This window comes from Streptomyces paromomycinus (genome assembly GCF_003865155.1).
Classification (GTDB): Bacteria; Actinomycetota; Actinomycetes; order Streptomycetales; family Streptomycetaceae; genus Streptomyces; species Streptomyces chrestomyceticus.
Genome location: NZ_BHZD01000001.1, coordinates 6,047,615 through 6,072,302, shown reverse-complemented (window position 1 = coordinate 6,072,302; position 24,688 = coordinate 6,047,615). Strand labels below are relative to the sequence as shown.

General features: G+C 74.2%; 17 protein-coding genes. 8 read left to right on the top strand and 9 right to left on the bottom strand.

Annotated elements, in window-relative coordinates:
• Window positions 1-106 precede the first annotated feature (106 nt).
• The 4 genes from smpB to ftsE all read right to left on the bottom strand — a co-directional run bounded on the left by smpB (window position 107) and on the right by ftsE (window position 3,532).
• Window positions 107-616: an SsrA-binding protein SmpB gene (gene smpB / locus OEIGOIKO_RS25990; protein ID WP_125046675.1), complete on the bottom strand. Its 510-nt coding sequence runs from the start codon at window positions 614-616 to the stop codon at window positions 107-109.
• Window positions 617-634: 18 nt separating this feature from the next.
• The gene (locus OEIGOIKO_RS25985; protein ID WP_125056039.1) at window positions 635-1,831 is read right to left on the bottom strand and encodes a S41 family peptidase; all 1,197 of its coding nucleotides are present in this window, start codon (window positions 1,829-1,831) and stop codon (window positions 635-637) included.
• Between the two features lie 67 nt (window positions 1,832-1,898).
• The gene (ftsX, locus tag OEIGOIKO_RS25980) at window positions 1,899-2,810 is read right to left on the bottom strand and encodes a permease-like cell division protein FtsX (RefSeq protein ID WP_125056038.1); all 912 of its coding nucleotides are present in this window, start codon (window positions 2,808-2,810) and stop codon (window positions 1,899-1,901) included.
• A 32-nt stretch (window positions 2,811-2,842) separates the two neighbouring features.
• Window positions 2,843-3,532, bottom strand: coding sequence for a cell division ATP-binding protein FtsE (ftsE, locus tag OEIGOIKO_RS25975; protein WP_030025118.1), 690 nt, complete (start codon window positions 3,530-3,532; stop codon window positions 2,843-2,845).
• 294 nt (window positions 3,533-3,826) lie between these two features.
• Here ftsE and OEIGOIKO_RS25970 point away from each other — a divergent pair, with 294 nt between their 5' ends.
• A complete protein-coding gene (locus OEIGOIKO_RS25970; protein WP_125056037.1) occupies window positions 3,827-4,015 on the top strand; it encodes a hypothetical protein in 189 nt (62 codons plus the stop codon).
• A 158-nt stretch (window positions 4,016-4,173) separates the two neighbouring features.
• On the opposite strand, the gene OEIGOIKO_RS25965 is transcribed toward OEIGOIKO_RS25970, so the two are convergent.
• From OEIGOIKO_RS25965 to OEIGOIKO_RS25950, 4 genes are all read right to left on the bottom strand, one after another.
• Complete coding sequence (locus tag OEIGOIKO_RS25965) at window positions 4,174-5,109, bottom strand: hypothetical protein (RefSeq protein WP_125056036.1); 936 nt, start codon at window positions 5,107-5,109, stop codon at window positions 4,174-4,176.
• Window positions 5,110-5,500: 391 nt separating this feature from the next.
• Window positions 5,501-6,613 carry a peptide chain release factor 2 gene (gene prfB, locus OEIGOIKO_RS25960; RefSeq protein WP_031007486.1) on the bottom strand — a complete coding sequence of 371 codons (1,113 nt, stop codon included), beginning with the start codon at window positions 6,611-6,613 and terminating at the stop codon, window positions 5,501-5,503.
• A 102-nt stretch (window positions 6,614-6,715) separates the two neighbouring features.
• On the bottom strand, window positions 6,716-8,062 hold the full coding sequence (locus OEIGOIKO_RS25955) for a serine/threonine-protein kinase (RefSeq protein WP_125056035.1): 1,347 nt from the start codon (window positions 8,060-8,062) through the stop codon (window positions 6,716-6,718).
• Window positions 8,063-8,310: 248 nt separating this feature from the next.
• Window positions 8,311-10,092 carry a serine/threonine-protein kinase gene (locus tag OEIGOIKO_RS25950; protein ID WP_125056034.1) on the bottom strand — a complete coding sequence of 594 codons (1,782 nt, stop codon included), beginning with the start codon at window positions 10,090-10,092 and terminating at the stop codon, window positions 8,311-8,313.
• Window positions 10,093-10,567: 475 nt separating this feature from the next.
• Here OEIGOIKO_RS25950 and OEIGOIKO_RS25945 point away from each other — a divergent pair, with 475 nt between their 5' ends.
• From OEIGOIKO_RS25945 to OEIGOIKO_RS25925, 5 genes are all read left to right on the top strand, one after another.
• On the top strand, window positions 10,568-13,975 hold the full coding sequence (locus OEIGOIKO_RS25945; RefSeq protein ID WP_125056033.1) for an FtsK/SpoIIIE domain-containing protein: 3,408 nt from the start codon (window positions 10,568-10,570) through the stop codon (window positions 13,973-13,975).
• Window positions 13,976-14,288: 313 nt separating this feature from the next.
• Entirely contained in the window at window positions 14,289-15,677 is a 1,389-nt protein-coding gene (locus OEIGOIKO_RS25940; RefSeq protein ID WP_125056032.1) for an ABC transporter substrate-binding protein, read from the top strand.
• Window positions 15,678-15,780: 103 nt separating this feature from the next.
• Window positions 15,781-17,133, top strand: coding sequence for a carbohydrate ABC transporter permease (locus OEIGOIKO_RS25935; protein ID WP_125056031.1), 1,353 nt, complete (start codon window positions 15,781-15,783; stop codon window positions 17,131-17,133).
• The gene (locus OEIGOIKO_RS25930; protein WP_031007498.1) at window positions 17,130-18,011 is read left to right on the top strand and encodes a carbohydrate ABC transporter permease; all 882 of its coding nucleotides are present in this window, start codon (window positions 17,130-17,132) and stop codon (window positions 18,009-18,011) included. The genes OEIGOIKO_RS25935 and OEIGOIKO_RS25930 overlap by 4 nt, the downstream gene beginning before the upstream one ends.
• Before the next feature lie 200 nt (window positions 18,012-18,211).
• Window positions 18,212-19,195 carry a class I SAM-dependent methyltransferase gene (locus OEIGOIKO_RS25925; protein ID WP_125056030.1) on the top strand — a complete coding sequence of 328 codons (984 nt, stop codon included), beginning with the start codon at window positions 18,212-18,214 and terminating at the stop codon, window positions 19,193-19,195.
• Window positions 19,196-19,212: 17 nt separating this feature from the next.
• Here the strand turns inward: OEIGOIKO_RS25925 and OEIGOIKO_RS25920 are convergent, their stop codons facing one another.
• Window positions 19,213-21,513, bottom strand: a complete 2,301-nt coding sequence (locus tag OEIGOIKO_RS25920) for a bifunctional glycosyltransferase/CDP-glycerol:glycerophosphate glycerophosphotransferase (protein WP_125056029.1) — start codon at window positions 21,511-21,513, stop codon at window positions 19,213-19,215.
• Window positions 21,514-21,865: 352 nt separating this feature from the next.
• On the opposite strand from OEIGOIKO_RS25920, the gene OEIGOIKO_RS25915 reads away from it, so the two are divergent.
• Window positions 21,866-23,515: a glycosyltransferase family 2 protein gene (locus OEIGOIKO_RS25915; protein WP_170251860.1), complete on the top strand. Its 1,650-nt coding sequence runs from the start codon at window positions 21,866-21,868 to the stop codon at window positions 23,513-23,515.
• A gap of 165 nt (window positions 23,516-23,680) precedes the next feature.
• Window positions 23,681-24,658 (top strand): UDP-glucose 4-epimerase GalE, encoded by a 978-nt coding sequence (gene galE / locus OEIGOIKO_RS25910; RefSeq protein WP_125056027.1) that lies wholly within the window; start codon window positions 23,681-23,683, stop codon window positions 24,656-24,658.
• The last annotated feature ends 30 nt before the right edge of the window (window positions 24,659-24,688 follow it).

Sequence of the window (24,688 nt, the reverse complement as noted above, 5' to 3'; positions counted from 1 at the left end):
TTCAAGGTGGTGCCTGCACCGGCGTGCGGTGCGTAGCCCATCGTACGTGACCAACGCGCGACGATGCCAGCGTATTCCTGCCCGGGGCGGCGGGCCGCGCCGCCGCTCAGGCCCGCTCGCGCCGCTTGGCCGCCGAGATCGCCCGGTCCGCCTCGCGCCGGTCCTGCTGCTCCCGCAGCGTCTGCCGCTTGTCGTACTCCTTCTTGCCCTTGGCGAGCGCGATCTCGACCTTCGCGCGGCCGTTCTTGAAGTACAGCGACAGCGGCACGATCGTGTGGCTGGTCTCCTGCGACTTCGACTCCAGCTTGTCGATCTCCAGGCGGTGCAGCAGCAGCTTGCGCTTGCGGCGCGCGCTGTGGTTGGTCCACGTGCCCTGGGCGTACTCCGGGATGTGCACGTTGTGCAGCCACGCCTCGCCGCGGTCGATCTGCACGAAGCCGTCGACCAGGGACGCCCGGCCCTGGCGCAGCGACTTGACCTCGGTGCCGGTCAGCACCAGCCCGCACTCGTACGTGTCCAGGATGAGGTAGTCGTGCCGCGCCTTCTTGTGCTGGGCGATGAGCTTGCGGCCGGTCCCGTCGTCCTTCTTGTTGTTCTTCTTGTTCGCCTTAGCCATAGTGGCGCCATTTTCGCATCACGCCCCGCCCCCGAGGCCACTCAATACCGTGCGGGCGCGGGCCGGGGCGTCGTCCTCGGCGATCAGGTCGGGGGTGATGCCGTGCTCGTCCACTTCCCGCCCCGACGGCATGCGGTACCGGCCGACGGTCAGCTCGGCGACCGAGCCGTCCGGCTGGGCGCTGGGCAGCTGCACCGAGCCCTTGCCGAAGGTCGGGGTGCCCACGACGACCGCGCGGCCGCGGTCCTGGAGCGCCCCGGCCAGCAGTTCGCCGGCGCTCATCGTGCCGCCGTCCACGAGGACCGCGACGGGGATGTCCGGGTTGCCGCCGGCCTTCGCGTACAGGGCGCGCTGGCTGCCGCGTACGTCGTACGTGGCGACCAGGCCGCCGTCCAGGAAGGCGGAGGCGGCGGTGACCGCCTCGTCCACCAGGCCGCCGGTGTTGCCGCGCAGGTCCAGCAGCACGCCGCCGCGCGGGGAGGCCGTGCGCACCGCCCGGCGGATCTCCTCGCCCGTACCGCTGGTGAAGGCGCCGACCTTGATCCGGGTGGGGCCGTCCGGGCCGTCGGGACGGTCGGTGACGACGTTCCGGTCCCGCAGGCGGGCCCGGCGCAGGGTCTCGGTCCACTGGCGCGTACCGCGCACCAGCTCCAGGGTGACACCGCTCCCGGCGCCCGGCGCGGGGCCCTCGGCGGCCGGTCCGGCGTCGCCGCGCAGCCGCGCCACGACCTCGGTGACCGGGCTGCCCCGGGAGGCCACGCCGTCCACCGCGCGCAGGTCGTCCCCGGGGCGCAGGCCGGCCGCCGCCGCGGGGCTGCCGGGCCGTACCCGGGAGACCAGGGCGCGGCCGTCCGGCGCCTGCCGCAGCCACAGGCCCACGCCCACGTACTCGCCGCCGAGCTCGCGCTGGAAGTCCTCGTACTCGCGGGCGGAGAAGGCCGTGGACCAGCGGTCACCACTGCGGCTGACGACGTCGTCCGCGGCTCCGGAGCCGTCCGGGTGCGCTCCGGCGGGGCGGCCGGCGTGCGCCGGCCGGTGGCCGTGGCCGGCCCCCTCGGCCGCCCTCCCGGACACCTGCTGCCCGTCCGCCGGGTGCCCGGTCTCCTTCCAGGTGCCCGCCGCCGCGCCGGTCGCCAGCACGCTCACGAAGACCAACGTCAGGGCCGCCCCGCGGCGGCTGCGGCGGGGCCGGGCGAACAAACTCGGGCCCGTCATGCCGGTGAGTGTAGGACAGAAAGAAGCGCCGTACGGGGAGTTGACCGTACGGCGCCCTTGGCATACGTCACACCTTGAGGTACTTACGGAGCGCGAAGAACGCGGCGAGCGCCGGCATCAACAGGCCGATCAGCAGCACCAGCGGCAGCACCGCGACGACCGAATCCCAGCCGATGAACTTGATGACCAGAATCTTCGTGGCCAGCCAGTTGTTGATCAGTACCCACTTGCCGCCGACGATCAGCACACACGCGAACACCGCGCCCAGCAGGCCCGCGATGGCCGCCTCCAGGATGAACGGCATCTGGATGTAGAAGCTGGACGCACCCACCAGCCGCATGATCCCGGTTTCCCGCCGCCGGCTGAACGCCGACACCCGCACGGTGTTGACGATCAGCATCAGCGCCACCACCAGCATCAGCGCCATCACCACCAGCGCGGCGATGTTCATGCCGTTGAGGAGGTTGAACAACGGCTCGATGGTGTCCCGCTGGTCCTGCACCTCCTGCACGCCCGGCCGTTCCGAGAAGGCCGATTTGATCACTTCGTACTTCGTGGGGTCCTTGAGCTTGACCCGGAAGGACTCCGGCAACTGGTCGGGGGTGACCAGGCCCGCCACGGGCGTGTCGCCGAACTGCTCCTTGTAGTGCTTGTACGCCTGGTCGCTGGACTCGTACTGCACGTTCTGCACGATCGGCAGCCGGTCCAGTTCGGCCTTGATGTCGTTCTTCTGCTGCTGGGTGGCCGCACCCTTGGCGCAGCGGGTCCCCGTCTCGGCGTCGTTCTTGTTGCAGAAGAAGATGGAGACGTTGACCTTGTCGTACCAATAGCCCTTCATCGTGCTGACCTGGTCGCGCATCAGCAGCGAGGCGCCGAACAGACCGAGGGAGAGGGCCACGGAGACGATGACCGCGAAGGTCATCGTGAGATTCCGGCGGAGACCGACGCCGATCTCCGACAGGACGAACTGGGCGCGCATGGCGTCCTTTCAGTGCTGGGGGCCGTACACGCTTAGTGCTGGTAGCCGTACACGCCGCGCGACTGGTCACGCACGAGCCGGCCCTTTTCGAGTTCCATGACGCGCTTGCGCATCTGGTCGACGATCTGCTGGTCGTGGGTGGCCATGACCACCGTCGTACCGGTCCGGTTGATCCGGTCCAGCAGCTTCATGATGCCGACCGAGGTCTGCGGGTCGAGGTTGCCGGTGGGCTCGTCCGCGATGAGCAGCAGGGGCCGGTTGACGAACGCCCGCGCGATGGCGACGCGCTGCTGCTCACCACCGGACAGCTCGCCCGGCATCCGGTCGTCCTTGCCGCCGAGGCCGACGAGGTCGAGGACCTCGGGGACCGTCTTGCGGATCTGGCCGCGCGGCTTGCCGATGACTTCGAGGGCGAAGGCGACGTTCTGCCCCACCGTCTTGTTGGGGAGCAGCCGGAAGTCCTGGAAGACGGTGCCCACCTGGCGCCGCATCTGCGGCACCTTCCAGTTGGACAGCTTCGCGAGGTCCTTGCCCAGTACGTGCACGGCGCCATGGCTGGCACGCTCCTCCCGCAGGAGCAGACGCAGGAAGGTGGACTTACCGGAGCCCGAGGAGCCCACCAGGAAGACGAACTCACCGCGCTCGATCTCCAGGGAGACATCCCTGAGGGCGGGGCGGTTCTGCTTCGGGTAGGTCTTGGAGACGTTGTCGAATCGGATCACTGATGCACCACGGTCGACCTGGGTAGCGGCACGGGATGCCCCTGTTGGGGCTCCTGTCGGTGAGCGTGACCCTACGCGAGTCTCGCGCGAAGGCGCAGTCGCCGTTCGGGGTTGGTGCGTTTATTCACGGCATCTACGGGGACAAAACGAGCACATTCCGGCCCGGCGGCGCGGGCAGGCCCGCGGAAAAGGCCGGAAGGCGACCGGGGCGCGCCGTTCCGACGGCGAGCTGGCAAAGTGGTAGGGGAACCATCGTGGTCCCTTGCGCGTTGCAGCGGTTGAGGAGGAGGTCGCATGACGTACGACCGGCTGGTGTGCGCCAACTGCGCGGCCCCTGTGAACGAGGGCCGCTGCCCCGTGTGCCGGGCCAGCAGGGAACGGCTGCAGGAGAACGGGCTGTTCGGCCAGGTGACGCCCGCGGCCGTGGTGGCGTTGCTGGTGGCGCTGGTCGCGCTCGCGGTGCTGCTGCACCAGGCCGCCTGAGGCACCTCGGGGCCCGCGGCCCCGTGTGACGTACCGCGTACGGAGCGTCGCCGCACCCGGCGCGCGGACGTGGCCGAGGACGCCGGAGGGCCCGGAGCGCTGCTCGCGCTCCGGGCCCTTCGTCATGTGCTGCCCCGGGTGCGGGGCGGGACCTGGTGTCAGGCCGCGGCCGCGCCGCCGTTCTTGTTGATCAGGCGCGGCATCAGGCGGAAGCCGATGCCACCGGCGATCATCGTCGCCGCGCCGACGAGCAGGAAGGTGGTGCCGGAGGCACCGGTCTCCGCCAGCTCGCCACCCTTGGCCTGCTGCTGCGGCTGGCCGGGGGTGTCCACGATCTGCTGGCTGCCCTCGCCGGGCTGCTCGATCGGCTTGCTGCCCTCGTTGTCGGTACCGGTGCCGGTGCCGTCGTCGCTGCCGCCGGTGGCGGAGCCGCCGGTGCTGCCGCTGCCGCCGGTGGAGGAACCGCCGGACTGGCCGCCGTTCCCGTTGCCGCCGGTCTGGCTGCCGGACTGGCCGCCGTTCTGGTTGCCGCCGGTCTGGCTGCCGCTCTGACCACCGGTCTCGTTGCCGCCGGTCTGGCTGCCCGACTGACCGCCGGTCTCGTTGCCGCCGGTCTGGCTGCCGCTCTGACCACCGGTCTCGCTGCCGCCGGTCTGGCTGCCGCTCTGACCACCGGTCTCGCTGCCGCCGGTCTGGCTGCCCGACTGCCCACCGGTCTCGGAACCACCGGTCTGGCTGCCACCGGTCTCGGAACCACCGGTCTGGCTGCCGCTCTGACCACCGGTCTCGCTGCCACCGGTCTGGCTGCCACCGGTCTCGGAACCACCGGTCTGGCTGCCGCCGGTCTCGGAACCACCGGTCTCGCTGCCGCCGGTGCCGCCGATCTGACCGGCCGTCTCGCTGCCGCCGGAGTCACCGCCGCCGCTGAGCAGGTCGTCGATGAGGCCACCCAGACCGCCGGAACTGCTGGACCCCGCCGTCGTCGGCTCGTTGCCGACCGCGGAGGCCGCGCCGGCCGCGGTGAGCGACGCGCCGGCCGCGATCACCGCGCCGGCCGCGATACGCGCTACACGCAGCCGCGTCTTTTTCGTCATGTGCTGCTACCCCCAGTAGCTCTACTCATCCATGGAGCATCGCCGTTCGGGGCAGCGGCCGACCCGGGTAGGCGAGTCGCGGTACCGCCCTGCGGCCGTTGCACTCATTTCCCCGTTCACACGCACGCCCCGGACATACGCATGCCGCGTACCACCCTTCCCAGTTCTCACAGCGTCGTCAAGGTCAAATAAAGGCGCGATGACCGAATTGAGAGGAGTTGCGGGGTCCATGGACGTATGACTGTGACCAAATTGCCACACGGCCGAACGGCAGCAAAAACAACTGCCGCTCAGAAAGCGGCAGTTGTTTTCACAGAAAATCCATAAGGCCTTCAGCCGCGGCTTACCGGTTTATCGACTCGGCGACCTTCCGGCCCGGCGGCCGGCCGGCTTACTTTCCCTGCTCCTGCTGCTTGCGCCAGCGGATGCCCGCCTCCAGGAAGCCGTCGATGTCGCCGTCGAGCACGGACTGCGGGTTGCCGACCTCGAACTCGGTGCGCAGGTCCTTGACCATCTGGTACGGGTGCAGCACGTACGACCGCATCTGGTTGCCCCAGGAATTGCCGCCGTCGCCCTTGAGGGCGTCCATCTTGGCCTGCTCCTCCTGGCGGCGGCGTTCGAGCAGCTTCGCCTGGAGGACGTTCATCGCGGTCGCCTTGTTCTGGATCTGCGAGCGCTCGTTCTGGCAGGAGACGACGATGCCGGTCGGGATGTGCGTCAGGCGCACCGCGGAGTCGGTCGTGTTGACGCCCTGGCCGCCGGGGCCGGAGGAGCGGTACACGTCGACGCGCAGGTCGGACTCGTCGATGTCGATGTGGTCGGTCTGCTCGACCACCGGCAGCACCTCGACGCCCGCGAAGGACGTCTGGCGGCGGCCCTGGTTGTCGAAGGGCGAGATGCGCACGAGGCGGTGGGTGCCCTGCTCGACGGAGAGGGTGCCGTAGGCGTACGGCACCTGGACGGCGAAGGTGGTCGACTTGATGCCGGCCTCTTCGGCGTACGAGGTCTCGTACAGCTCGGTCTTGTAGCCGTGCCGCTCGGCCCAGCGCAGGTACATGCGCTGGAGCTTCTCGGCGAAGTCGGCGGCGTCCACGCCGCCGGCCTCGGCGCGGATGTTGACGACGGCCTCGCGGGAGTCGTACTCGCCCGACAGCAGCGTGCGGACCTCCAGCTCGTCGACGGCCTTGCGGACGTCGGCCAGCTCCTTCTCGGCCTCGGCACGGGTCTCGTCGTCACCCTCGGCCTCGGCGAGCTCGAAGAGCACACCGACGTCGTCGACCCGGCCGCGCAGTTCCTCGGCCCGGCGCAGCTGGCCCTGGAGGTAGGACAGCCGACTGGTGATCTTCTGTGCGCTCTCCGGGTCGTCCCAGAGGGACGGCGCCGCTGCCTGCTCCTCAAGCGCGGCGATATCGGCCCTCATCTTGTCGAGGTCCAGGACGGCCTCGATCGACCCCATGGTCGAGGAGAGGGACTTCAGCTCTTCGGATACATCGACGACTGCCACGCACCCCAGCCTAACGGCTGCCGCCGCCTGCGTGCCCCGAGCCTCGCGCCGCTCGTGGGGCGGCGGCGCGAGGAGGGCGGCGGGGCGGGGTGTCGCCCCAGGTCAGCGGGTGGGCCGCGGGGTCGCCGCGTCGGAGTGCCGGACGTCCGGCTTGGCGTCCTCGCCGGAGTCGCCGTGCTGGGAGGCGAACCAGCCGCCGAGCCCGGCGGCGGCCACCACCGCCGCGGCGGCCAGCCCCAGTTTCACCCGGCGGCGGCGTACCGCCTCGCGGTGCCGGGCCGAGCCGGCCCGCGGCTCGCCCGCGGCGCGCGGGGCGCGGGCCGTGCCGTGCGCGCCGCCCGCCAGCTCGTCCGGGCCGGGGACGCGCATGCTGGTGTGCGTCTCGCGGTTCGAGTCGGGGGCGGCCGAGCCGTGGACGAGGGGTACGGCGCCGCGCGGGCGGGAGCCGCCGGGCGCGACCGGCGGGTAGAGGGCTTCGTCGTACGCGCCCGGAGCGGACCCGGTGGCACCGGACACGTACGGACCGGTGGCGGTGTCCGCCGCCTCCTCGGCGGCCTGGTCGCCGTCGGGCTCGTCGATGTCCAGCGGCGGGTGGCCCGCCAGGCCGGGCAGGATCTCGCGCAGCCGGGTGGCCAGTTCGGGGGCGCGCAGCCGGGAGGCGGGCGCCTTGGCCAGGCACTGGAGAAGGAGCTGCCACAGTTCGTCCGGGATGCCGGGCAGCGGCGCCACGGCCTCGGTGACGTGGCGGCGCAGCACCGCGCCGGGGTGGCCGCCGCCGAACGGGGTGAAGCCGGCGAGCATCTCGTACAGCACCGTGGCGAGCGCGTACACGTCGACGGACGCGCGCGGCGGCAGGCCCTCGATGATCTCGGGCGCGAGGTAGTCGGGGGTGCCGATCACCTTGGCCGAGCGCAGGTTCCCGGCGGCCGGGGGCTGCGGGAGGGCGCGGCGCGGTGTGTCGACGAGGCGGGCGATGCCGAAGTCGGTGAGGAGCGCGGGGTGGGCGCCGCCGGGCCCGAGCGGCCCCTGCATGTCCAGCAGGACGTTCTCGGGCTTGACGTCGCGGTGCACGATGCCGGCCTTGTGGGCGGCGGCGAGGCCGTCGGCCACGTCGGCGGCGACGGCGACGGCGGCCTCCGGGGCGAGCCGTCGCTCCCGCTCCAGGCGGGTGCGCAGGTCCGTGCCGCGGACGAGGTCCATGACCAGGGCGAGGTCGTTGCCGTCGACGACCAGGTCGCGCACGCCGACGACGTGCGGGTGGTCCAGGCCCAGCAGTGCCGCGCGCTCCTGGACGAAGCGGCCGACCAGCTCCTGGTCGGCGGCCAGGTCCTCACGCAGCAGCTTGATGGCGACGGCCCCCTCGGGTCCGTCGCCGAGCCATACCGTGCCGGCACTGCCGCGGCCAAGGATCTGGTGGGCGGTGTACCGGCTGCCGATCTTCCGTGCCAAGACTGCTCCGACGTGTCGGGCCCGCTGAGCGTCCTCAGGGGGCTGAAGGTGGCGTCAAAGCTACGCGGGTGCCGGGGGGTTCCGTGCCCAGGATGGGCCCAGGTATCACTTCTGTGGGGGAAATCGCCCGCTGGAAGTCGACAAATCCCCTTGGTCACCGTGCCGGACGCGAGCGCGGCGCTCCCTCGGCGGGCGTGCCGGAGCGGCCCCGCGACCTCGGCGGCCGCCGAGGTCGCGGGCACCGGACGTCACTTGAACCAGGTGCCGACGTCGTTGAAGAAGTCCCGGACGCTGCCGATGACGTCGCCGATCTGTTCGAAGTAGCCCTTGGTCGTGCCGATCCACTCCTGGAGCGGGGAGAACTCCCAGACCGCCCAGCCGCCGACGAACAGGATCACCAGGACGAACAGGCAGCCCTTGAGGCAGCCCAGGCCCGGGATGCGCATCGGGTTGGCGCTGCGCTGCCGGGGCTCGCGGCGCGGCCGGGGCTCGCGCTCCCGGGGCGGCGGCTCGGGCTCGTAGCGCTGGGGCGGCGGCTGCTGCCGGCGCGGCGCCTGCTGGGGCTGGTGCTGCGGCGGCTGGTAGGGCGCGGGGGCCTGCTGCTGGTACGGCGCGGGCGGCTGCTGGTACTGCGGCGGCTGCTGCTGGGGGCGCTGCTGCGGAGGCTGCGGGGGCTGCTGCGGCTGCGCGGGCTGGCGCTGCGGGCGGCGGCGCAGCGGGTCCTGGCCCGGGTCCAGGTACTGCGTCTGCTCGTTGCGGTCCCGGGCGGCCCGCATCTGGGACTCCCACGGGTGCGGGCCCTCGGGCTGGCCACCGGGCGGGCCCGGCGGTACGGGCGGCATCGCGCGGGTCGGGTCGGCGCCGTTCCGGCCGTACCCCTGGCCGTAGTCCTGGCCCTGGCCGTAGTCCTGCCCCTGGCCACCGGGGCCGGAGGAGAGCACCTGGGTGGGGTCGGCGTCCGGGCCGCCGGGCCCGCCCCGGCCGCCGGTGGACGGCAGCACGCTGGTCGCCGCGGCCGGGTCGTACGTAGCGCCGGTGGACGGCAGCACCTGGGTGGGGTCGGCGTCGCCCGTACCGCCGGTGCCGGTGCCGGGCACCGTGGCGGGGGACGGGTCCGGCGCCAGCAGCGCGGCGACGCCGAGCGCGGCCTCGGCCTGCGCGGGGGTCGCGTGCACGCCGACGCCCGCGGCGACCGTGCGCAGCGCGCGGGCCAGGTTCTCGGCGCTGGGCCGCTCGCCCGGCTCCTTGCTCAGACAGCGCTCGATGACCGTCCACAGCGGCTCGGGCACGGTGGACGGGCGGCGCGGCTCCTCGCTGAGGTGGCGGTGCAGCACTTCGAGGGCGCTGGCGCCGCCGAACGGCGGGCGGCCGGTGACGAGCTCGTACAGCAGGATGCCGGCGCCGTAGATGTCCACGGCGGAGGTCTGCGGGCGGCCCTCGGCGGACTCCGGCGCCACGTAGGCGGGGGTGCCGACGAATTCGTGGGTGCGGGTCAGGCCGGGCGAGTCCGCGAGGCGCGCGATGCCGAAGTCGGTGAGCATCGGGTGCAGCTCGGCGGTGTCGCCCTCGCCGGTGCCCTGGAGCAGGACGTTGGCGGGCTTCAGGTCGCGGTGCACCACGCCGTCGGCGTGGCTGGCGGCCAGCGCGTCGGCGATCTGGGCGGTCAGCAGGGCGGCCGCGACCGGGCTGAAGGGGCCGTTGTCGCGGAGGTGGCGGTGCAGGTCGGGGCCGTCGACGAGGTCCATGACCAGGGCGAGCAGGTCGCCCTCGACGACCAGGTCGCGGGTGCGGACGATGTTCGGGTGGGTGAGCCGCAGCAGCACCGAGCGCTCGCGCAGGAAGCGCATGACGACGTCCGCGTCGTGCGCCAGCTCCTCCTTGAGGACCTTGATCGCGACCGTCTCGCCGGGCTCCCCGGCCACCGACGCCTCGGCGCCGGCCGTCTCCCTCTGACGGGCACGCCAGACGGTGCCCGTGGCGCCGCGTCCCAGCGGCTCCTCAAGCAGGTACTTGCTGCCTACCGGCCGCACGTGCGCTCCCTGGTCGTGATCGATCCTTGCCGGGCCGGTGGGTCGCAGCGGCCCGTCGCCCCACTGTAGTGCCGCCGTACGGGCCGTACGGCGGGACGATCGGGCGGGGCTCGGGGGAAAGACGCGCATTCAGGACAGATGGTTGCGAGCGCGCCGCACCCGGTGTCCACGTCAGGCCGAACAGCGAACGCCGATGATCGAAAACCGGCCGTTCGCCGTGCTCGATCAGGTGCTTTTCCGCCCGGGGACGACCGATCAAGATCACTGAGTGATGGTCGGCGGGCGTGTTGTCAGTGGCAGGTGCGAGGATGCACCCAGCACGGAAGCGGTGGGGGTGCGGGGCCTCCGTCGCGCGCGTGCGGCGCGGGAGCACGATCCCCGCGCCCAGGGACTTGTACGTGCCGAGTGCCCGGCGCGGCGGGGGAGGTCACGGGCCCCTGCCGAACGGTCCGGGCGGAAGGGACCGCTGACGGCGATGCAGATCCGGCTGACCGTCCTCGGGCCGCGCAGCGGCCACCCCACGCGGGTCTGCGACGTCCTCGTCACGGCCCCCGCCGGGACGGCGCTCGCCACGGTCGCGGGCGGCCTCGCGGCCGCCGTGGCCGGGTCCGGCGCGGACATCGGCAGCAGCACCAGCGGCGGCACCGGCAAAGGCGGTGCCGCCACCGGCGGCTCCGGCGGCACCGTCGTGCTCTACGCGGGCAGCGAGCGGCTGGACCCGCAGCGCGCGGCGGTCGGCGAGCCCCCGCTGATCGACGGCGCGGTGCTCTCCCTCGGCGCCCCCGGACCAGCCCCGGCGCACGGCCTGCCGCACGGCGCGCCCCGGCTGCGGGTCGTCTCCGGACCGGACGCCGGCGGGGTCCACCTCCTGCACGGCGGCCAGGGCGCTATCCGCGTCGGCCGCTCCGCCGAGGCGGACGTGCCCCTCGACGACCCGGACGTCTCCCGGCTGCACTGCGCCGTGACGGTCGAACCGGACGGTGCGGTGCTGGTCGCCGACCTCCGCTCGACCAACGGGACGGCCGTCGGCGGCGCCGAGGTCGGTGAGCACCCGGTGCCGCTGCCGCCCGGCGCGCTGCTGCGCATCGGCGAGTCCGCGCTGCGCCTCCAGGCCGCGCCTGCCGGGCCCGACCCCGCCCTGGTGTGCGCGCCCGACGGCGAGGGCCAGCTCCGCGTCTCCCAGCAGGACGCCGCCGCCCCGGGGGCCCGGGGCGGCGGGCCTTCCGGCGCCCCCGCCGTCCCCGGCGCGCGGTCCGCCGCGCACGATCAGGACGTCCGGCGGCCCGAGGTGCCGCGTCAGGACACCCGGCGGCCCGAGGTGCCGCACCGGAGCTCCCCCGCCGCTCCCCTCGCGGCCCGGAGCGTCCCGTCACCCGCCCCCGCGCCGTTCGCCCCCGCCTCGTACGGTGACCCGCGGCCGCCGGAGGAGCTGCCCGCCGCGTACGACAGCCCGGCGCGCCGCGGCACCCCGCTGCGCGGCACTCCGTACCCCGGCAGCCCTCAGGAGCACTACGCGCCGTACGGCCCGGACGGCGCCGGTTCGGAGCAGACCCACGGCGGCGGTCAGGACCTGGCCCCGGCCGAGGGGCACGATCCGCGCCAGGAGGAGCCGGCCCCCAAGGCCGCGCGCCGGGGCGGCATCGGGGCCTGGGCCCGCCGGCTGACCGGCGCCCGGCCGGCCGACGGGCGCGCCGGGACCGGCCCCGCCCCCGCACCGACCGTGTGGGAGGAGCAGCAGCGGCAGTCGCAGGCCGCGGTGTCCGGAGCGGCGGACCGGGCGGACGAGCCCGCCGGCGGGCGGCTGAGCCCCGAGGCCGCGGACGAGCGCTGGCCGGACCCGGCGACGGTGCTGCTGACCGCGCTCGGCCCCGGGCCCCGTCTCTGGGAGCGCGGCCCCGACCACCCGGACGCGCTCACCGTCCGGCTCGGCACCGCCCCGCAGGACGGCGGCCGGGCCGCCGTGCCGGTGACCGTCGAGCTGCGCAAGGCGGGCGCCCTGGGGCTCGCCGGACCGCGCACCCGGCTCGGCGGCCTCGCGCGCGCCGCCGTCGCGCAGCTCGCCGCCCTGCACTCCCCCGCCACCCTGGAGATCGTGCTGGTCAGCACGGACCGCGCGCGGTCCCTGGAGGACCGGCTGGCCGACTGGTCCTGGCTCGGCTGGCTCCCCCAGGTGCGCCCGGCCCACGCCCAGGACTGCCGGCTGCTGCTCGCGTACGAGAAGGAGCAGGCGACGGCCCGTACGGCCGAGCTGGCGCGCCGCCTCGACGACGGTCCGCTGGGCCCGCACTGGGCCGGTGCCGACCGCGCCGCCGTCGCCTCCGCCGCCGCGCGCTACAACGGCCCGTACACCCTCCTGATCGTGGACGGCGACCCCGGCTCGTCGGCGCTGCGCGAGACGACGGCCCGGCTCGCGGCGAACGGCCCGGCGGCCGGCATCCACGTGCTGTGCCTGGCCGAGACGCCCGCCGCCACCCCGGCCTTCCCGCTGTCCGCGACGTACGAGGCGGCCCGCGCGGCGTCGCCCGCGTTCGGCGAGTGCGGCGCGGTCGCGGTGCTGAGCGGCGACGTCGCCACCGCGCTGCGCGTCGTCCAGCCCGGCTCGGGTCCGAACGGCACGGTCGCCGCGGTCGACGCGGTCTCCGCTGCCTGGGCCGAGCGGTTCGCGCGCGCCCTCGCGCCGCTGCGCGAGGCGGACACCGGCGAGGGCCTCGGCGGGCGCCCGGCGCGCAGCGCCGCCGTACCGCTGCCGGACACCTCCCGGCTGCTGGACGAGCTGGGCCTGGCGCGGGCCACCCCGGCCTCCCTGATGGCCCGTTGGGCCGCCGCCTCGGACCCCGGCCGGGCGGGCGCCGCCGCCGTGCTGGGCGCGGGCCCGCACGGGCCGCTGTGCGCCGATCCGGCCACCGACGCCTGCCATCTGCTGGTGACCGGCGGCCCGGGCAGCGGCAAGACGGAACTGCTGCGCTCGCTGGCCGCCTCGCTCGCCGCCGCCGACCGCCCGGACCTGCTCTCCCTCGTCCTGGTGGACGGCGCGGGCCCGGAGCGCGGCGAGGGGCTGCGGCTCTGCACGGACCTGCCGCACGTGACCACCCACCTGACGGCCTCCGACCCGGTGCGGATGCGGCAGTTCGCGCAGGCGCTCAGCTCCGAGCTGAAGCGGCGCGCCGAGACCCTGGCCGGCACGGACTTCGCCGAGTGGCGGGCCCGGCACCTCCCGGACCCGCGCACCCCGGCGCCCCGCCGCCCCGGCGAGGGCCCGTCCGGCGCTCCGGCCGCCGAGCGCGACACCACCTCGACGGGCACCCTGCGGCTGCGGGCGCGCGGCGCCTCCGGGGGCGGTGCCGAGGCGCAGGCGCCGCAGACCGCGCCGCTGTCCCGGCTGTTCGTGCTGGTCGACGACTTCGACGCGCTGGTCGCCCCGGCGCTGGGCAGTACGGGCCGCCCGGCGGCCGGTTCGGTGGTGCGGGCGCTGGAGGCGGTGGCGCGGGACGGGGTGGCGCTCGGCGTGCACCTGATAGCGGCCACCGGCCACCCGGACCGTACGGCCGACACGGCCACGGACCGCGCGGCCGGACTGCGCGTGGAGCTGGGCCCGGCTGCGGACGCGGCCGAGCCGGTGCCGCCCGGGCGCGGGCGGCTGCACCGCGCGGCGGACTCCTCCGTCACCCCGTTCCAGGCCGGCCGGGTGACCGGGCGGATACCCCGGACGTCCACGCTCCGCCCCACGGTCGTACCGCTGGAGTGGGAGCGGATGGGCGATCCGCCGGCCCGCCGCCCGCTGCGCGAGCTGGGCAACGGGCCGACCGACCTGGCGCTGCTGGCGAGCGCCCTCCAGCGGGCCGCCCAGTCCTCCGGCGCGTCCGCCGCGCCGCCGCTGCTCTGACCTCGCCACCGCTGCTCGGATCACGCCGCCGCCGCTCCGACCTCGCCGTCGCTCCCGGAGCCGGTGGCCCGGCCCCGGCCTGGGTGCCCCGGCGTCCGCACGCGGCTACGGCGTGCCGTGCTCCGGCGCGCCGTACGTGACGCGATCGTGAGGTGTACGCGAGGGGTAACGGGCCGGTCACGAAAGGCCAGTTGGGGCCGGAGGCGGTATTGCGGGGCCGGTGCTCCGGGCGTAGGACTGTGCCCGGCGGACCGTCGCACGGCGCGGACCGCCACACGGCGCTCGGTGCACCGCACGGGAGGGGTCTACGGGGATGGGCACTTCACGCACACGGCGCGCCGGCGCGCGCGCCACCGCAACCACCCGCGCCGCCCTGGCACTTGCCGCGGCGGGCGCGCTGACACTGACCGCCTGCGGCGGCAACGGCGGCGGCGACGGCGGCAAGAGCAAAGGCGGCAGTGAGGGCAGCAGCGGCGGCGTCTCCGTCCAGCTCCCCAAGCTGACCGGCCAGAAACTCCAGGTCTCGGCGGTGTGGACCGGCCCGGAGCGGGCGAGCTTCCTGAAGGTGCTGGAGGAGTTCGAGAAGCGCACCGGCGCGACCGTCGACTACATCCCCAGCGGCGACGACATGGCCGGCTTCATCGGCTCGAAGGTGGCCGGTGGCGGGCAGCCGGACGTGGCGTTCCCGCCGCAGGTCGGCGTGTTGCGGGAGTTCGCGCGCAAGGGCTGGCTCAAGCCGCTCGGCCCCGAGGCCAAGGAGCAGCTCGCCAAGAACTTCTCCCCGGGCTGGCGGCGGCTGGGCTCGTACAACAGCACCGAGTACGGCGTGTACTACAAGGCCAGCAACAAGTCGCTGGTCTGGTACAACACCAAGGCGTTCGAGGACGCGGGGGTGGCCGAGCCGAAGGACTGGGCGGAGTTCTTGAAGACGGCGCAGACCGTCGCGGACTCCGGGGTGCCGCCGGTCTCGGTGGGCGGCGCGGACGGCTGGACGCTGACCGACTGGTTCGAGAACATCTACCTCTCCCAGGCCGGACCGGAGAAGTACGACCTGCTGGCCCAGCACAAGATCAAGTGGACCGACCCGTCCGTCACCCAGGCGCTGACCGCGCTGGGCCGCCTCTTCGGCACGCCGGGACTGCTGGCCGGCGGCAACAACGGTGCGCTGCAGACCCAGTTCCCGGCGTCGGTCACCCAGACCTTCAGCGGCGAGCCGCCGAAGGCCGCCATGGTCTCCTCCGCCGACTACGCCGCCACCAACATCGCGCAGACCAAGGCCGAGGTCGGCAAGGACGCCAAGGTCTTCCCGTTCCCCGCGGTGGGCTCCCGCTCGCCGGTGGTCACCGGCGGCGACGCGGCGGTGGCCCTGAAGGACACCAAGGGCGCGCAGGCCCTGCTCACCTTCCTCGCCTCCACGGACGCCGCGAAGATCTGGGCGCAGGCCGGCGGGTTCATCTCCCCCAACAAGGAGCTGGACCGGGCCGCGTACGCCAACGACACGATGCGCGAGATCGCCGATGCGCTGATCAAGGCGGGCGACGACTTCCGCTTCGACATGTCCGACCAGGCACCGGCCAGTTTCGGCGGCAAGCCGGGCCAGGGCGAGTGGAAGGACCTCCAGGACTTCCTGAAGAACCCGAAGGACATCGCGGGCACCCAGAAGAAGCTGGAGCAGGACGCCGCCAAGGCGTACGGCAGCTGACCCGGGGCGTCCGTACGGTGGCGGGCCTCCCGCGGGCCCGCCACCGCAGCAGCGCACCCACGGCGCGCACCGCCGCCGACCGCATCGACCGGGGGACACCACCATGAACGCTGCGACCGCGGGCGGGCCGGCCGGCCCGGTCCGCCCGCGCACCGGCACGCTGCGCCGGGTCAAGAGTGTGGCGGGCACCCGCCCCTGGGTCGCCGCCGTCTTCCTGCTGCCCGCCCTCGTCCTGCTCGGGGCGCTGGTGGTCTACCCCATCGGCTTCTCGGTCTACCGGAGCCTGTTCGACACGTCCGGCGACGGCTTCGTGGGGCTGGGCAACTACGTCGAGCTGTTCTCGGACGAGCGCATCCGGATCGCGCTGAAGAACAACGTCATCTGGGTCGTGGTGGCCCCGACCGTGTCCACCGCGCTCGGCCTGATCTTCGCGGTGCTCACCGAACGGGTCCGCTGGGGCACCGCCTTCAAGCTGGTCGTCTTCATGCCGATGGCGATCTCGATGCTGGCCGCGGGCATCATCTTCCGGCTGGTGTACGACCAGGACCCGGAGCGCGGCGTCGCCAACGCCGTGTGGGTCGGCATCCACGACACGTTCGCGAAGCCCGCGCCGTACCCGGGCGCCAAGCCGCGGACCGACTCCGGCCTGACGGCCTCCGGCGGCGCGTACACCACGGCGAAGCCGGTGCGCGCGGGCGATCCGGCGAACCTGCCGCTGGTGGCCGTCCAGCCCGGCGACCTGGGCGAGGCGCGCCCCGCGACGGCCGCGCGCCCGGAGCCGGGCAAGGTCACCGGCACCGCCTGGCTGGACTTCACCCGCGGTGGCGGCGGCACCGCGAACATCATCGACCGCACCGAGAAGGGGCTGCCCGGCCTGACCGTCGAGGCGGTCAAGGACGGCCGGACCGTGGCGAGCGCGACCACCGGCCCGGACGGGCGGTTCACGCTGCCCGCCGCGGCGGACGGCGCCCTGCTGCGGCTGCCGGCGGCGAACTTCGCCGCGGCCTACAACGGGGTGAACTGGCTCGGCCCGGCCCTGGTCACCCCGGCCATCATCGGCGCGTACGTGTGGATGTGGGCCGGGTTCGCGATGGTGCTGATCGCGGCGGGCCTGGCCGGGATGCCGCGGGAACTGCTGGAGGCGGCGCGGGTGGACGGCGCCAACGAGTGGCAGGTCTTCCGCCGGGTGACGGTGCCGCTGCTGGCGCCCGTGCTGATCGTCGTGCTGGTCACGCTCATGATCAACGTGCTGAAGATCTTCGACCTGGTCTACATCATCGCGCCCGGCTCCAGCCTCAAGGACGCCAACGTCCTGGCCCTCCAGCTCTTCCAGTCGTCCTTCGGCACGGATGTGGACCAGGGCATCGGCAGCGCCATCGCGGTGTTCCTGCTGCTGCTCGTGCTGCCGGTGATGTACGTCAATCTCCGGCGCCTACGGAAGGAGCGCGGGCGATGACGACCGCCGACGGTGTCGTACGGGCCAAGCAGTCGCTGCCCGCCCGGATCGCGGCCCGCACGGGCGGCGGTGTCCTGCGGATCGTGCTGATCCTGGTCGGGCTGTTCTGGCTGATGCCGACGGTCGGCCTGCTGGTGTCCTCGCTGCGCGCGCCGCAGGACATCGCCGAGTCCGGCTGGTGGACGGTGTTCACCGAGCCCGCCCAGCTCACCTGGGCCAGCTACGGCCATCTCCTGGAGAACGCCAAGGTGATGGACTCGCTGCTGACCACCGCGCTGATCACGGTGCCGGCGACGGTGCTGGTGGTCGTCATCGGGGCGCTGGCCGGTTACGCGTTCGCCTGGATGGACTTCCCCGGCCGCGACGCGTGGTTCATGGTCGTGGTCGGGCTGCTGGTCGTGCCCGTGCAGGTCGCGCTGATTCCCGTCGCCGAGCTGTTCGGCGCGATCGGGCTGTTCGAGACGACGCCCGGGGTGATCCTCTTCCACACCGCCTTCGGTCTGCCCTTCGCGGTGTTTCTGCTGCGCAACTTCTTCGCCGAGATCCCGCGCGAACTGCTGGAGGCGGCCCGGCTGGACGGCGCCAACGAGATCCGCCTGTTCACCCGGGTGGTGCTGCCGCTGGGCGGGCCCGCCATCGCCTCGCTGGGCATCTTCCAGTTCCTGTGGGTGTGGAACGACCTGCTGGTGGCGCTGATCTTCGCGGACAGCGGCAGCCCGCCGATCACGGTCGCGCTCCAGCAGGAGGTACGCCAGTTCGGCAACAACATCGACGTGCTGGCGCCCGGCGCGTTCCTGTCGATGGTGGTCCCGCTGGTCGTCTTCTTCGCCTTCCAGCGGCAGTTCGTGTCCGGGGTGATGGCGGGCGCGGTGAAGTGAGCGCGCCGGGCGGGTGACGCCGCAGGGGTACGGGAACGGGTGCGGTGGCGTAAGGGAACGCTGTGCCGTACGCCACTTTCCGTTCACGTTGCTGCCCCACGATGACGGGCACGCCGACGGCGGGTACGGCCGCCGCGGCGCGGGCGTCCGCGCGCGCCGCACGGGCCCGACCCCCTCGACCGTCTGGAGACGGACCGCACATGACTGCCCGCACCGCAGACCTCAGTGACGGACACCTCCCGCGCCCCGGGCGGCTGTCCGACGTCAAAGGCTGGTTCTTCACCGCCGACCAGTTGCTCTTCGACTGGTTCCTGGCCCGCCAGGAGGACCGGGCCGAGCCGGGCGACCTGCTCGAACTCGGCGCCTACCTGGGCAAGAGCGCCATCTTCATGGGCGCCCGGCTGCGGCCCGGCGACCGCTTCACGGTCTGCGACCTGTTCGACTCCCCCGCCGAGGACGCGTCCAACTCCAAGGAGATGGCGAAGTCCTACGCCACCCTGACGCGCCGCGCCTTCGAGGCGAACTACCTGGCCTTCCACGACGAGCTGCCGGAGATCGTGCAGGGTCTCAGCTCCAGCGTGGCGCAGCACGTCGAGCCGGGCAGCTGCCGCTTCGCGCACATCGACGCCTCGCATCTGTACGAGCATGTGCACGGCGACATCGTCACGGTGCGCGACCTGCTCACGCCCCAGGGCGTCGTCGTCCTCGACGACTTCCGCGCCGAGCACTGCCCCGGGGTGGCGGCCGCCACCTGGCAGGCGGTCACCGGCCTGGCGCTGCGTCCGATCTGCATCACGCCGACCAAGTTCTACGGCACCTGGGGCGACCCCGCGCCCGTACAGGCGGCGCTGCTGGCGTGGCTGACCGGCCGCGAGGGGGTGTGGCACGAGGTGCAGGAGGTCAACGGGGCGCCGCTGATCCGGCTGAGCGCCAAGAACGCCAAGGAGCCCGCGCACCCGGTCTCGCGGCACCGTACGGAGGCCGCGCGCGACGCCGCCCCGGCTGCCGCGGCCTCCTCCGCCTCCTCCGCCTCCGGGGCGCGGACGCCCGCGCGTGCCGCCGCGTCCCGTCCGGCCGCCGCCCGGGCCCGCCGGAGCCCGGCCCGCCGGCTCGCGGTGAACGTCCTGCCGCCGTTCATCACCAAGGCCGTCGTCGCCGCCCGCCGCCGCTCGGCGGCCCGCTGAGCACACGCCGGCCCGTCTCACCCGACGACCGCGCCGGGCCCCGTGAGGGTGCGGGTGGCGCCGTCCTGCCGGGCCGCGGCCCGTTCGGCGGCCCGGGGCGACGGGGCGGTGCGGCGTTCGCCGGGCGGCAGCAGGGGCAGCAGGTCGTCCTCGCCGAGGAGCACCCGGCGCACCACCCGTTCCGCGGCCAGCCCGTCGTCGTACTGGCAGAAACGCTCCCGGAAGGCGGCCCGCAGCGCCGCCGCCGCCGGGCCGTCCCAGCGCCCCGAGTGGAAGGCCCCGGCGATGTCCGCCTCGTCCGCCGCGAGGACGCCGGGGGTGTCGCCGGGCCGCCCGGACAGCAGGTCGACGTAGACGCCGCGGGTGAGCCGGAAGGCGTCCCAGTCGGCGGTGTGCACGACGATCGGCCGGTCGAGGCCGGCGTAGTCGAACAGGACCGAGGAGAAGTCGCACAGCAGCGCGTCGGCGGCCAGGCACAGGTCCTCGATGTGCGGGTGGCCGGAGACGTCCAGGACCGCGCCCTCCTCCTGGAGCGCGGCCGTGCGCGGGTGCGCGCCCTGGTGCGGGCCGCTGTACGGGTGTTCGCGGACCAGCAGTTGGAAGCGCGGGCCGAGTGCCGCGGCGAGGCGGACCACGTCCAGCGGCGGGACGGCGCCGTCCGGCCGGACGCGGTGGGTGGGCGCGTACAGGACGGCGGTCGCGCCGGGCCGGATGCCGAACGCGGCCCGCAGGGCGCGCACTTCGGCCGCGGTGGCGGTGGCGTACCGGTCGTTGCGGGGGAAGCCGGTGGCCAGCGTCTCGTACGAGCTGGGGTAGGCGCGCTGCCAGATCTCGCTGGAGTGCTGGTTGGCGGAGAGGCAGAAGTCCCACTGGTCGGCGTGTTCCAGCGCGCGGCCGGGGCCCGGCCCCGCCGGGGTGCCCGGGTAGCGGTGCGAGTCCAGGCCGGTGGCCTTCAGCGGGGTGCCCTGGTGGGTCTGGAGGCAGATCTGTCCCGGCCGCCCGGCCGCGCCGGGAAAGTCGCCGTCGGTGACCAGGTAGGTGGCGCGGGCCAGCAGTTCCCAGTAGCGGCGGGAGCCGACGGTGACGTGGTCCGCGCCTGCCGGGACGGCGTCCACCGCGTCCTGGTGGACGGCCCAGACGCCGTGCAGCTGGGGCGCGATCTCGCGGGCCTTGCGGTCGACAGCGTACGGGTTGCCGGTCACCGCGCGGTTGCCGCGCGCGCCGTAGAGCACCAGGTCGGCGTCGAGCGGGGTGTGCAGCCGCAGGCCGTAGTAGCGCCGGAAGGCCGTACGGGCAGCGGCCTCGCCGCGGTCCCGCAGTTCCTTGGCCACCTCGCGCCGCAGCACCTGAGCGCCGTGCAGCGACCGGTAGGCGCGGTACGAGCGCAGTGCGGCGGGCAGCGGCGCGCCGTCCGGCCGGTGCGCGCGGATGCAGCGGCTCGCGGCGCGGAAGAAGGCGGCGCGGTCGGCGGGCACGATGCGGTCGGGGTCGTCGAGGATCGCCAGCAGCCGGTCGGTCATCCGGGCGTGCAGGACGGTCCGCAGCGGCAGCAGACCGTCGCCGGCCCCCTCGCCGTCCCGCTCCCCCGGCACCAGACCGTCGAGCCGGGCGAACAGTTCCTCGTAGCGCTCGACGGCAACGAAGTGATGGCGCCCGGGTGTGGTGACGGCGCTGCCCCGCCGCCGCTCGCGCCAGGTGACGCACACCTGGTCCAGCGTCGCGACGCGCCCGGCGGTCAGCAGGCTCCCGTACGCGTACGGGACGTCCTCGTACGGGCCGTCGGCGAAGGCGAGTCCCCGGCCGGTCCAGTGCTCGCGGCGCACCGCGCGGTTCCACGCGGCGGGTTCGACGCCGAGCACGCCGGGGCGCTGGACGGCGTCGAACACCGCGTCCCCCGCCGCCTCCAGGAAGGCGCCGTCGCCGCTGGGCCGCCGCCGTTCCCAGACGTCCATCCGTTCGTGGTCCCACAGCAGGACGTCCGGCTCGCCGCACGCCCGCAGCCGTGCGTCGACGGCGGCCAGGGCGCCGGGGGCCAGCGTGTCGTCGCCGTCGAGGAAGAGCAGGTAGTCACCGCGGGCCAGTGCGGCACCGGCGTTGCGGGACGGACCGGCGCCGCTCGGGCGGCGCTGGTGCAGGGCGGTCAGGCGCGGGTCGCGGCGCGCGTACTCGTCGATGATCGCGCCGGTGGCGTCCGCCGAGCAGTCGTCGACGGCGATCAGCTCCACGTCCCGGTGGGACTGCTCCAGTACGGAGTCCAGGCAGGCGCGCAGAAAGCCCTGGACGCTGCGGGCGGGGACGATGACGCTGAACCGGGGCATGGCCATCCCAAGGTCGGGGAGTACACAGGGGGACGGACGCAGAGCGTAATCGCACGGCTACTTACTGTCGATCGCGCTTGTCACCCGTTCGGCCCAGGGCCGGTGACCCGCCACTGTGGGGCGAGTCGAGCGGTACGCGACGGACGGCGGGTCCACGGGCCACGGGCGGAGGGGCCCACGGACCGCAGGCGGCGGGCCCCGCGCCCGGCCGTGGGGCGCGGGGCGGCAAGATGGCCCTGAGCAGGGGCGCGCACGCAACCGCGGGCCGACTTGCCGCCTCCGCGCAGAGGAGGCGGCAGCCCTCGGCCCTCCGGCGCCGACCACACCGACACGAAATGTAGATGTAGTGACTGTGAATGAAGCCCCAGAGCCGCGGCCGGAACCTGCCCGCACGCCGTCCGCGCAGGTCAGCATCGTCGTCATCGCCTACAACGACGCCACGCTGGTCGGCGAGGCGGTGCGCTCCGCGCTGGCGCAGGGGGACGCGATCGCCGAGGTGATCGCGGTCGACGACGCCTCCACCGACCGCACCGGCCAGGTCCTGGACGACCTCGCGCGCGAGCACCCGCGGCTGCGGGTGATCCACCGGGAGGACAACAGCGGCGGCTGCGGTACGCCCCGCAACGACGGGCTGCGGGCCGCCGCCGGCCGCTTCGTGATGTTTCTGGACAGCGACGACGTGCTGCCCGCGGGCGCCGTTGACGCCCTCCTGGCGGCCGCGCTGCGCCATGACACCCCGGTGACGGCGGGCCTGTGCGTACGCCGCGAGCTGCCGGGGCCGCGCGAGGTGCCCTGGCAGCCGGACCTCTACCGCGCGCCCGCGCTGCTCGGTCCGGTCACCGCCCACCCCGAGCTGGTCGGCGACACCCTGTGCGTCAACAAGCTCTACGACCGGGCCTTCCTCCTGGATCACGGCATCCTCTTCCCCGACGGCCGCTTCACCTACGAGGACTTCGTCTTCACCTCCCGGGTGCTGGCCGCCGCCCCGCGCCTCGCGGTCGTCCCCGACGAGGTGTACATCTGGCACGTCCGGCGCAGCGCCAAGAAGCAGTCGATCTCGCTGGACCGCAAGGACGTCGCCAACTGGGAGGCCCGCATCGAGGCGCACCGCACCAGCGTGCGGATCTTCGCCGACGCCGGGCACAAGGGCCTCGCGCACGCGGCGCGCACCAAGTTCCTCGACCACGATCTGCGGATGTACGTACGGGAGCTGCACACCCGCGGCGCGGACTACCGGCAGGAGTGGTGGCGGCTGACCCGCGCCTACCTGGCCGGCTTCGAGGAGAGCGAGCTGCTCGCCGCCACCGCCCCGGCCCGCTGGCTCGCCCGGGTCCTGCTCGCCTCCGAGGCACCGGTGGACTCCGACCGGCTCACCCAGCTCGCCGCGCGCCCCGGACGGCTGCTGCCGCCGTACGCGCGGGACGGCGGGCGTCCCGTGTGGTCGTCCGCCCTGTCCGAGGCCGAACTGGACGGCCTGGACGCGCTGCCCGCCGACCAGTTGCCGGTGACCGTCGACGCCGAGCCCGTCCTCGGCACCCGCTCCCTGCTGCGGCTACGCGTGCACGAGCTGTACGGGCGGGTGGCCGCCGCCGGACCCGTCAGCATCGACGTGGAGCTGCGCCGCCGGGCGGACGGCCGCCGCGGGCCCGTACACACCGCCGCCCTCACCCCGGACCCGTCCGGGGACGCCTGGACGGCCGAGACGGCGCTCGACCTCGGCGCCCTGGCCATCCGCGGCGACAGCGGTTCCGGCACCCCCGTGCCGTGGGACCTGACCGCCCAGGTGCGCTGCGCGGACGGCTCCGTCCTGCATGCCGCGCTGCGGGCCACCGGCCCCGGGCTGCGGCGGCACGCGCTGCCCAGCGCCCGGCACGGCCTGCTGCTGGCACAGCCGTACGCGACCACCGGCGGCGCGCTTGCGCTGCGGATGGCGTCCGGTATGCGTACCGCGTGGCAGATCGCGGCCCGCAAGGTGCGTCGCGTCGGCGGGCCCGCTCGTTAGTCATGTCACAGCGGTCCGGCCGGCGGCGGCCGGGCCCGGCGCGGCGGAGGCCGTGCGACGGCCCCGGTCAGCGCGCCGGACCCGGCCGTCACGGCCTCCGGGGCGCCGCCCGGCGGTGTCCGCACCGCACCCCCCGACGAGCAACGACCCCCTTAGGATGGCGAGATGTCTTACTTGATCACGGGCGGCGCCGGCTACATCGGCGCCCACGTCGTACGGGCCATGACACAGGCGGGCGAGCGGGTCGTGGTGCTCGACGACCTCTCCACGGGCGTGGCCGCCCGGGTCCCCGGGGGCGTGCCGATGGTGGTGGGCTCCACCCTGGACCGCGAGCTGCTGGACCGGACGATCTCCGAGCACGGCATCACCGGTGTGGTGCACCTCGCCGCGAAGAAGCAGGTCGGCGAGTCCGTGGAGATGCCGCTGCACTACTACCGCGAGAACGTGCACGGCCTGCAGACGCTGCTGGAGGCGATGGCGGCGGGCGGCGTCGGCCAGTTCGTCTTCTCGTCCTCCGCGGCCGTCTACGGCATGCCGGACGTGGACCTGGTCACCGAGGACACCCCCTGCGCGCCGATCAACCCGTACGGCGAGACCAAGCTCGTCGGCGAGTGGATGGCGCGCGCGGCGGGCAAGGCGCACGGCATCAACACCGCGTGCCTGCGCTACTTCAACGTGGCCGGCACCGCCACCCCCGAGCTGGCCGACATGGGCGTCTTCAACATCGTCCCGATGGTCTTCGAGAAGCTCACCGAGGGCGCGTCCCCGCGGATCTTCGGCGACGACTACCCGACGCCGGACGGCACCTGCATCCGCGACTACATCCACGTCGCGGACCTCGCGGACGCCCATCTGGCCGCCGCGCGCAAGCTGGCCGAGCCGGGCCCGGTGCGCGACCTGACCCTGAACATCGGCCGCGGCGAGGGCGTCTCCGTCAAGGAGATGGTCGACCTGATCACCGAGGTCACCGGGCACACCGACGCGGTCGCCGAGGTCACCCCGCGCCGTCCCGGCGACCCGGCCCGGGTGGTCGCCGCCGCCGACCGGATCGCCGGTGAGCTGGGCTGGAAGGCCCGCCACGACGTGCGCGACATGATCACCTCGGCCTGGCAGGGCTGGCAGCACCACCGCGCCGGCGCCTGATCCGAGCCCCTTCGTACGCCCCCGGTGCCG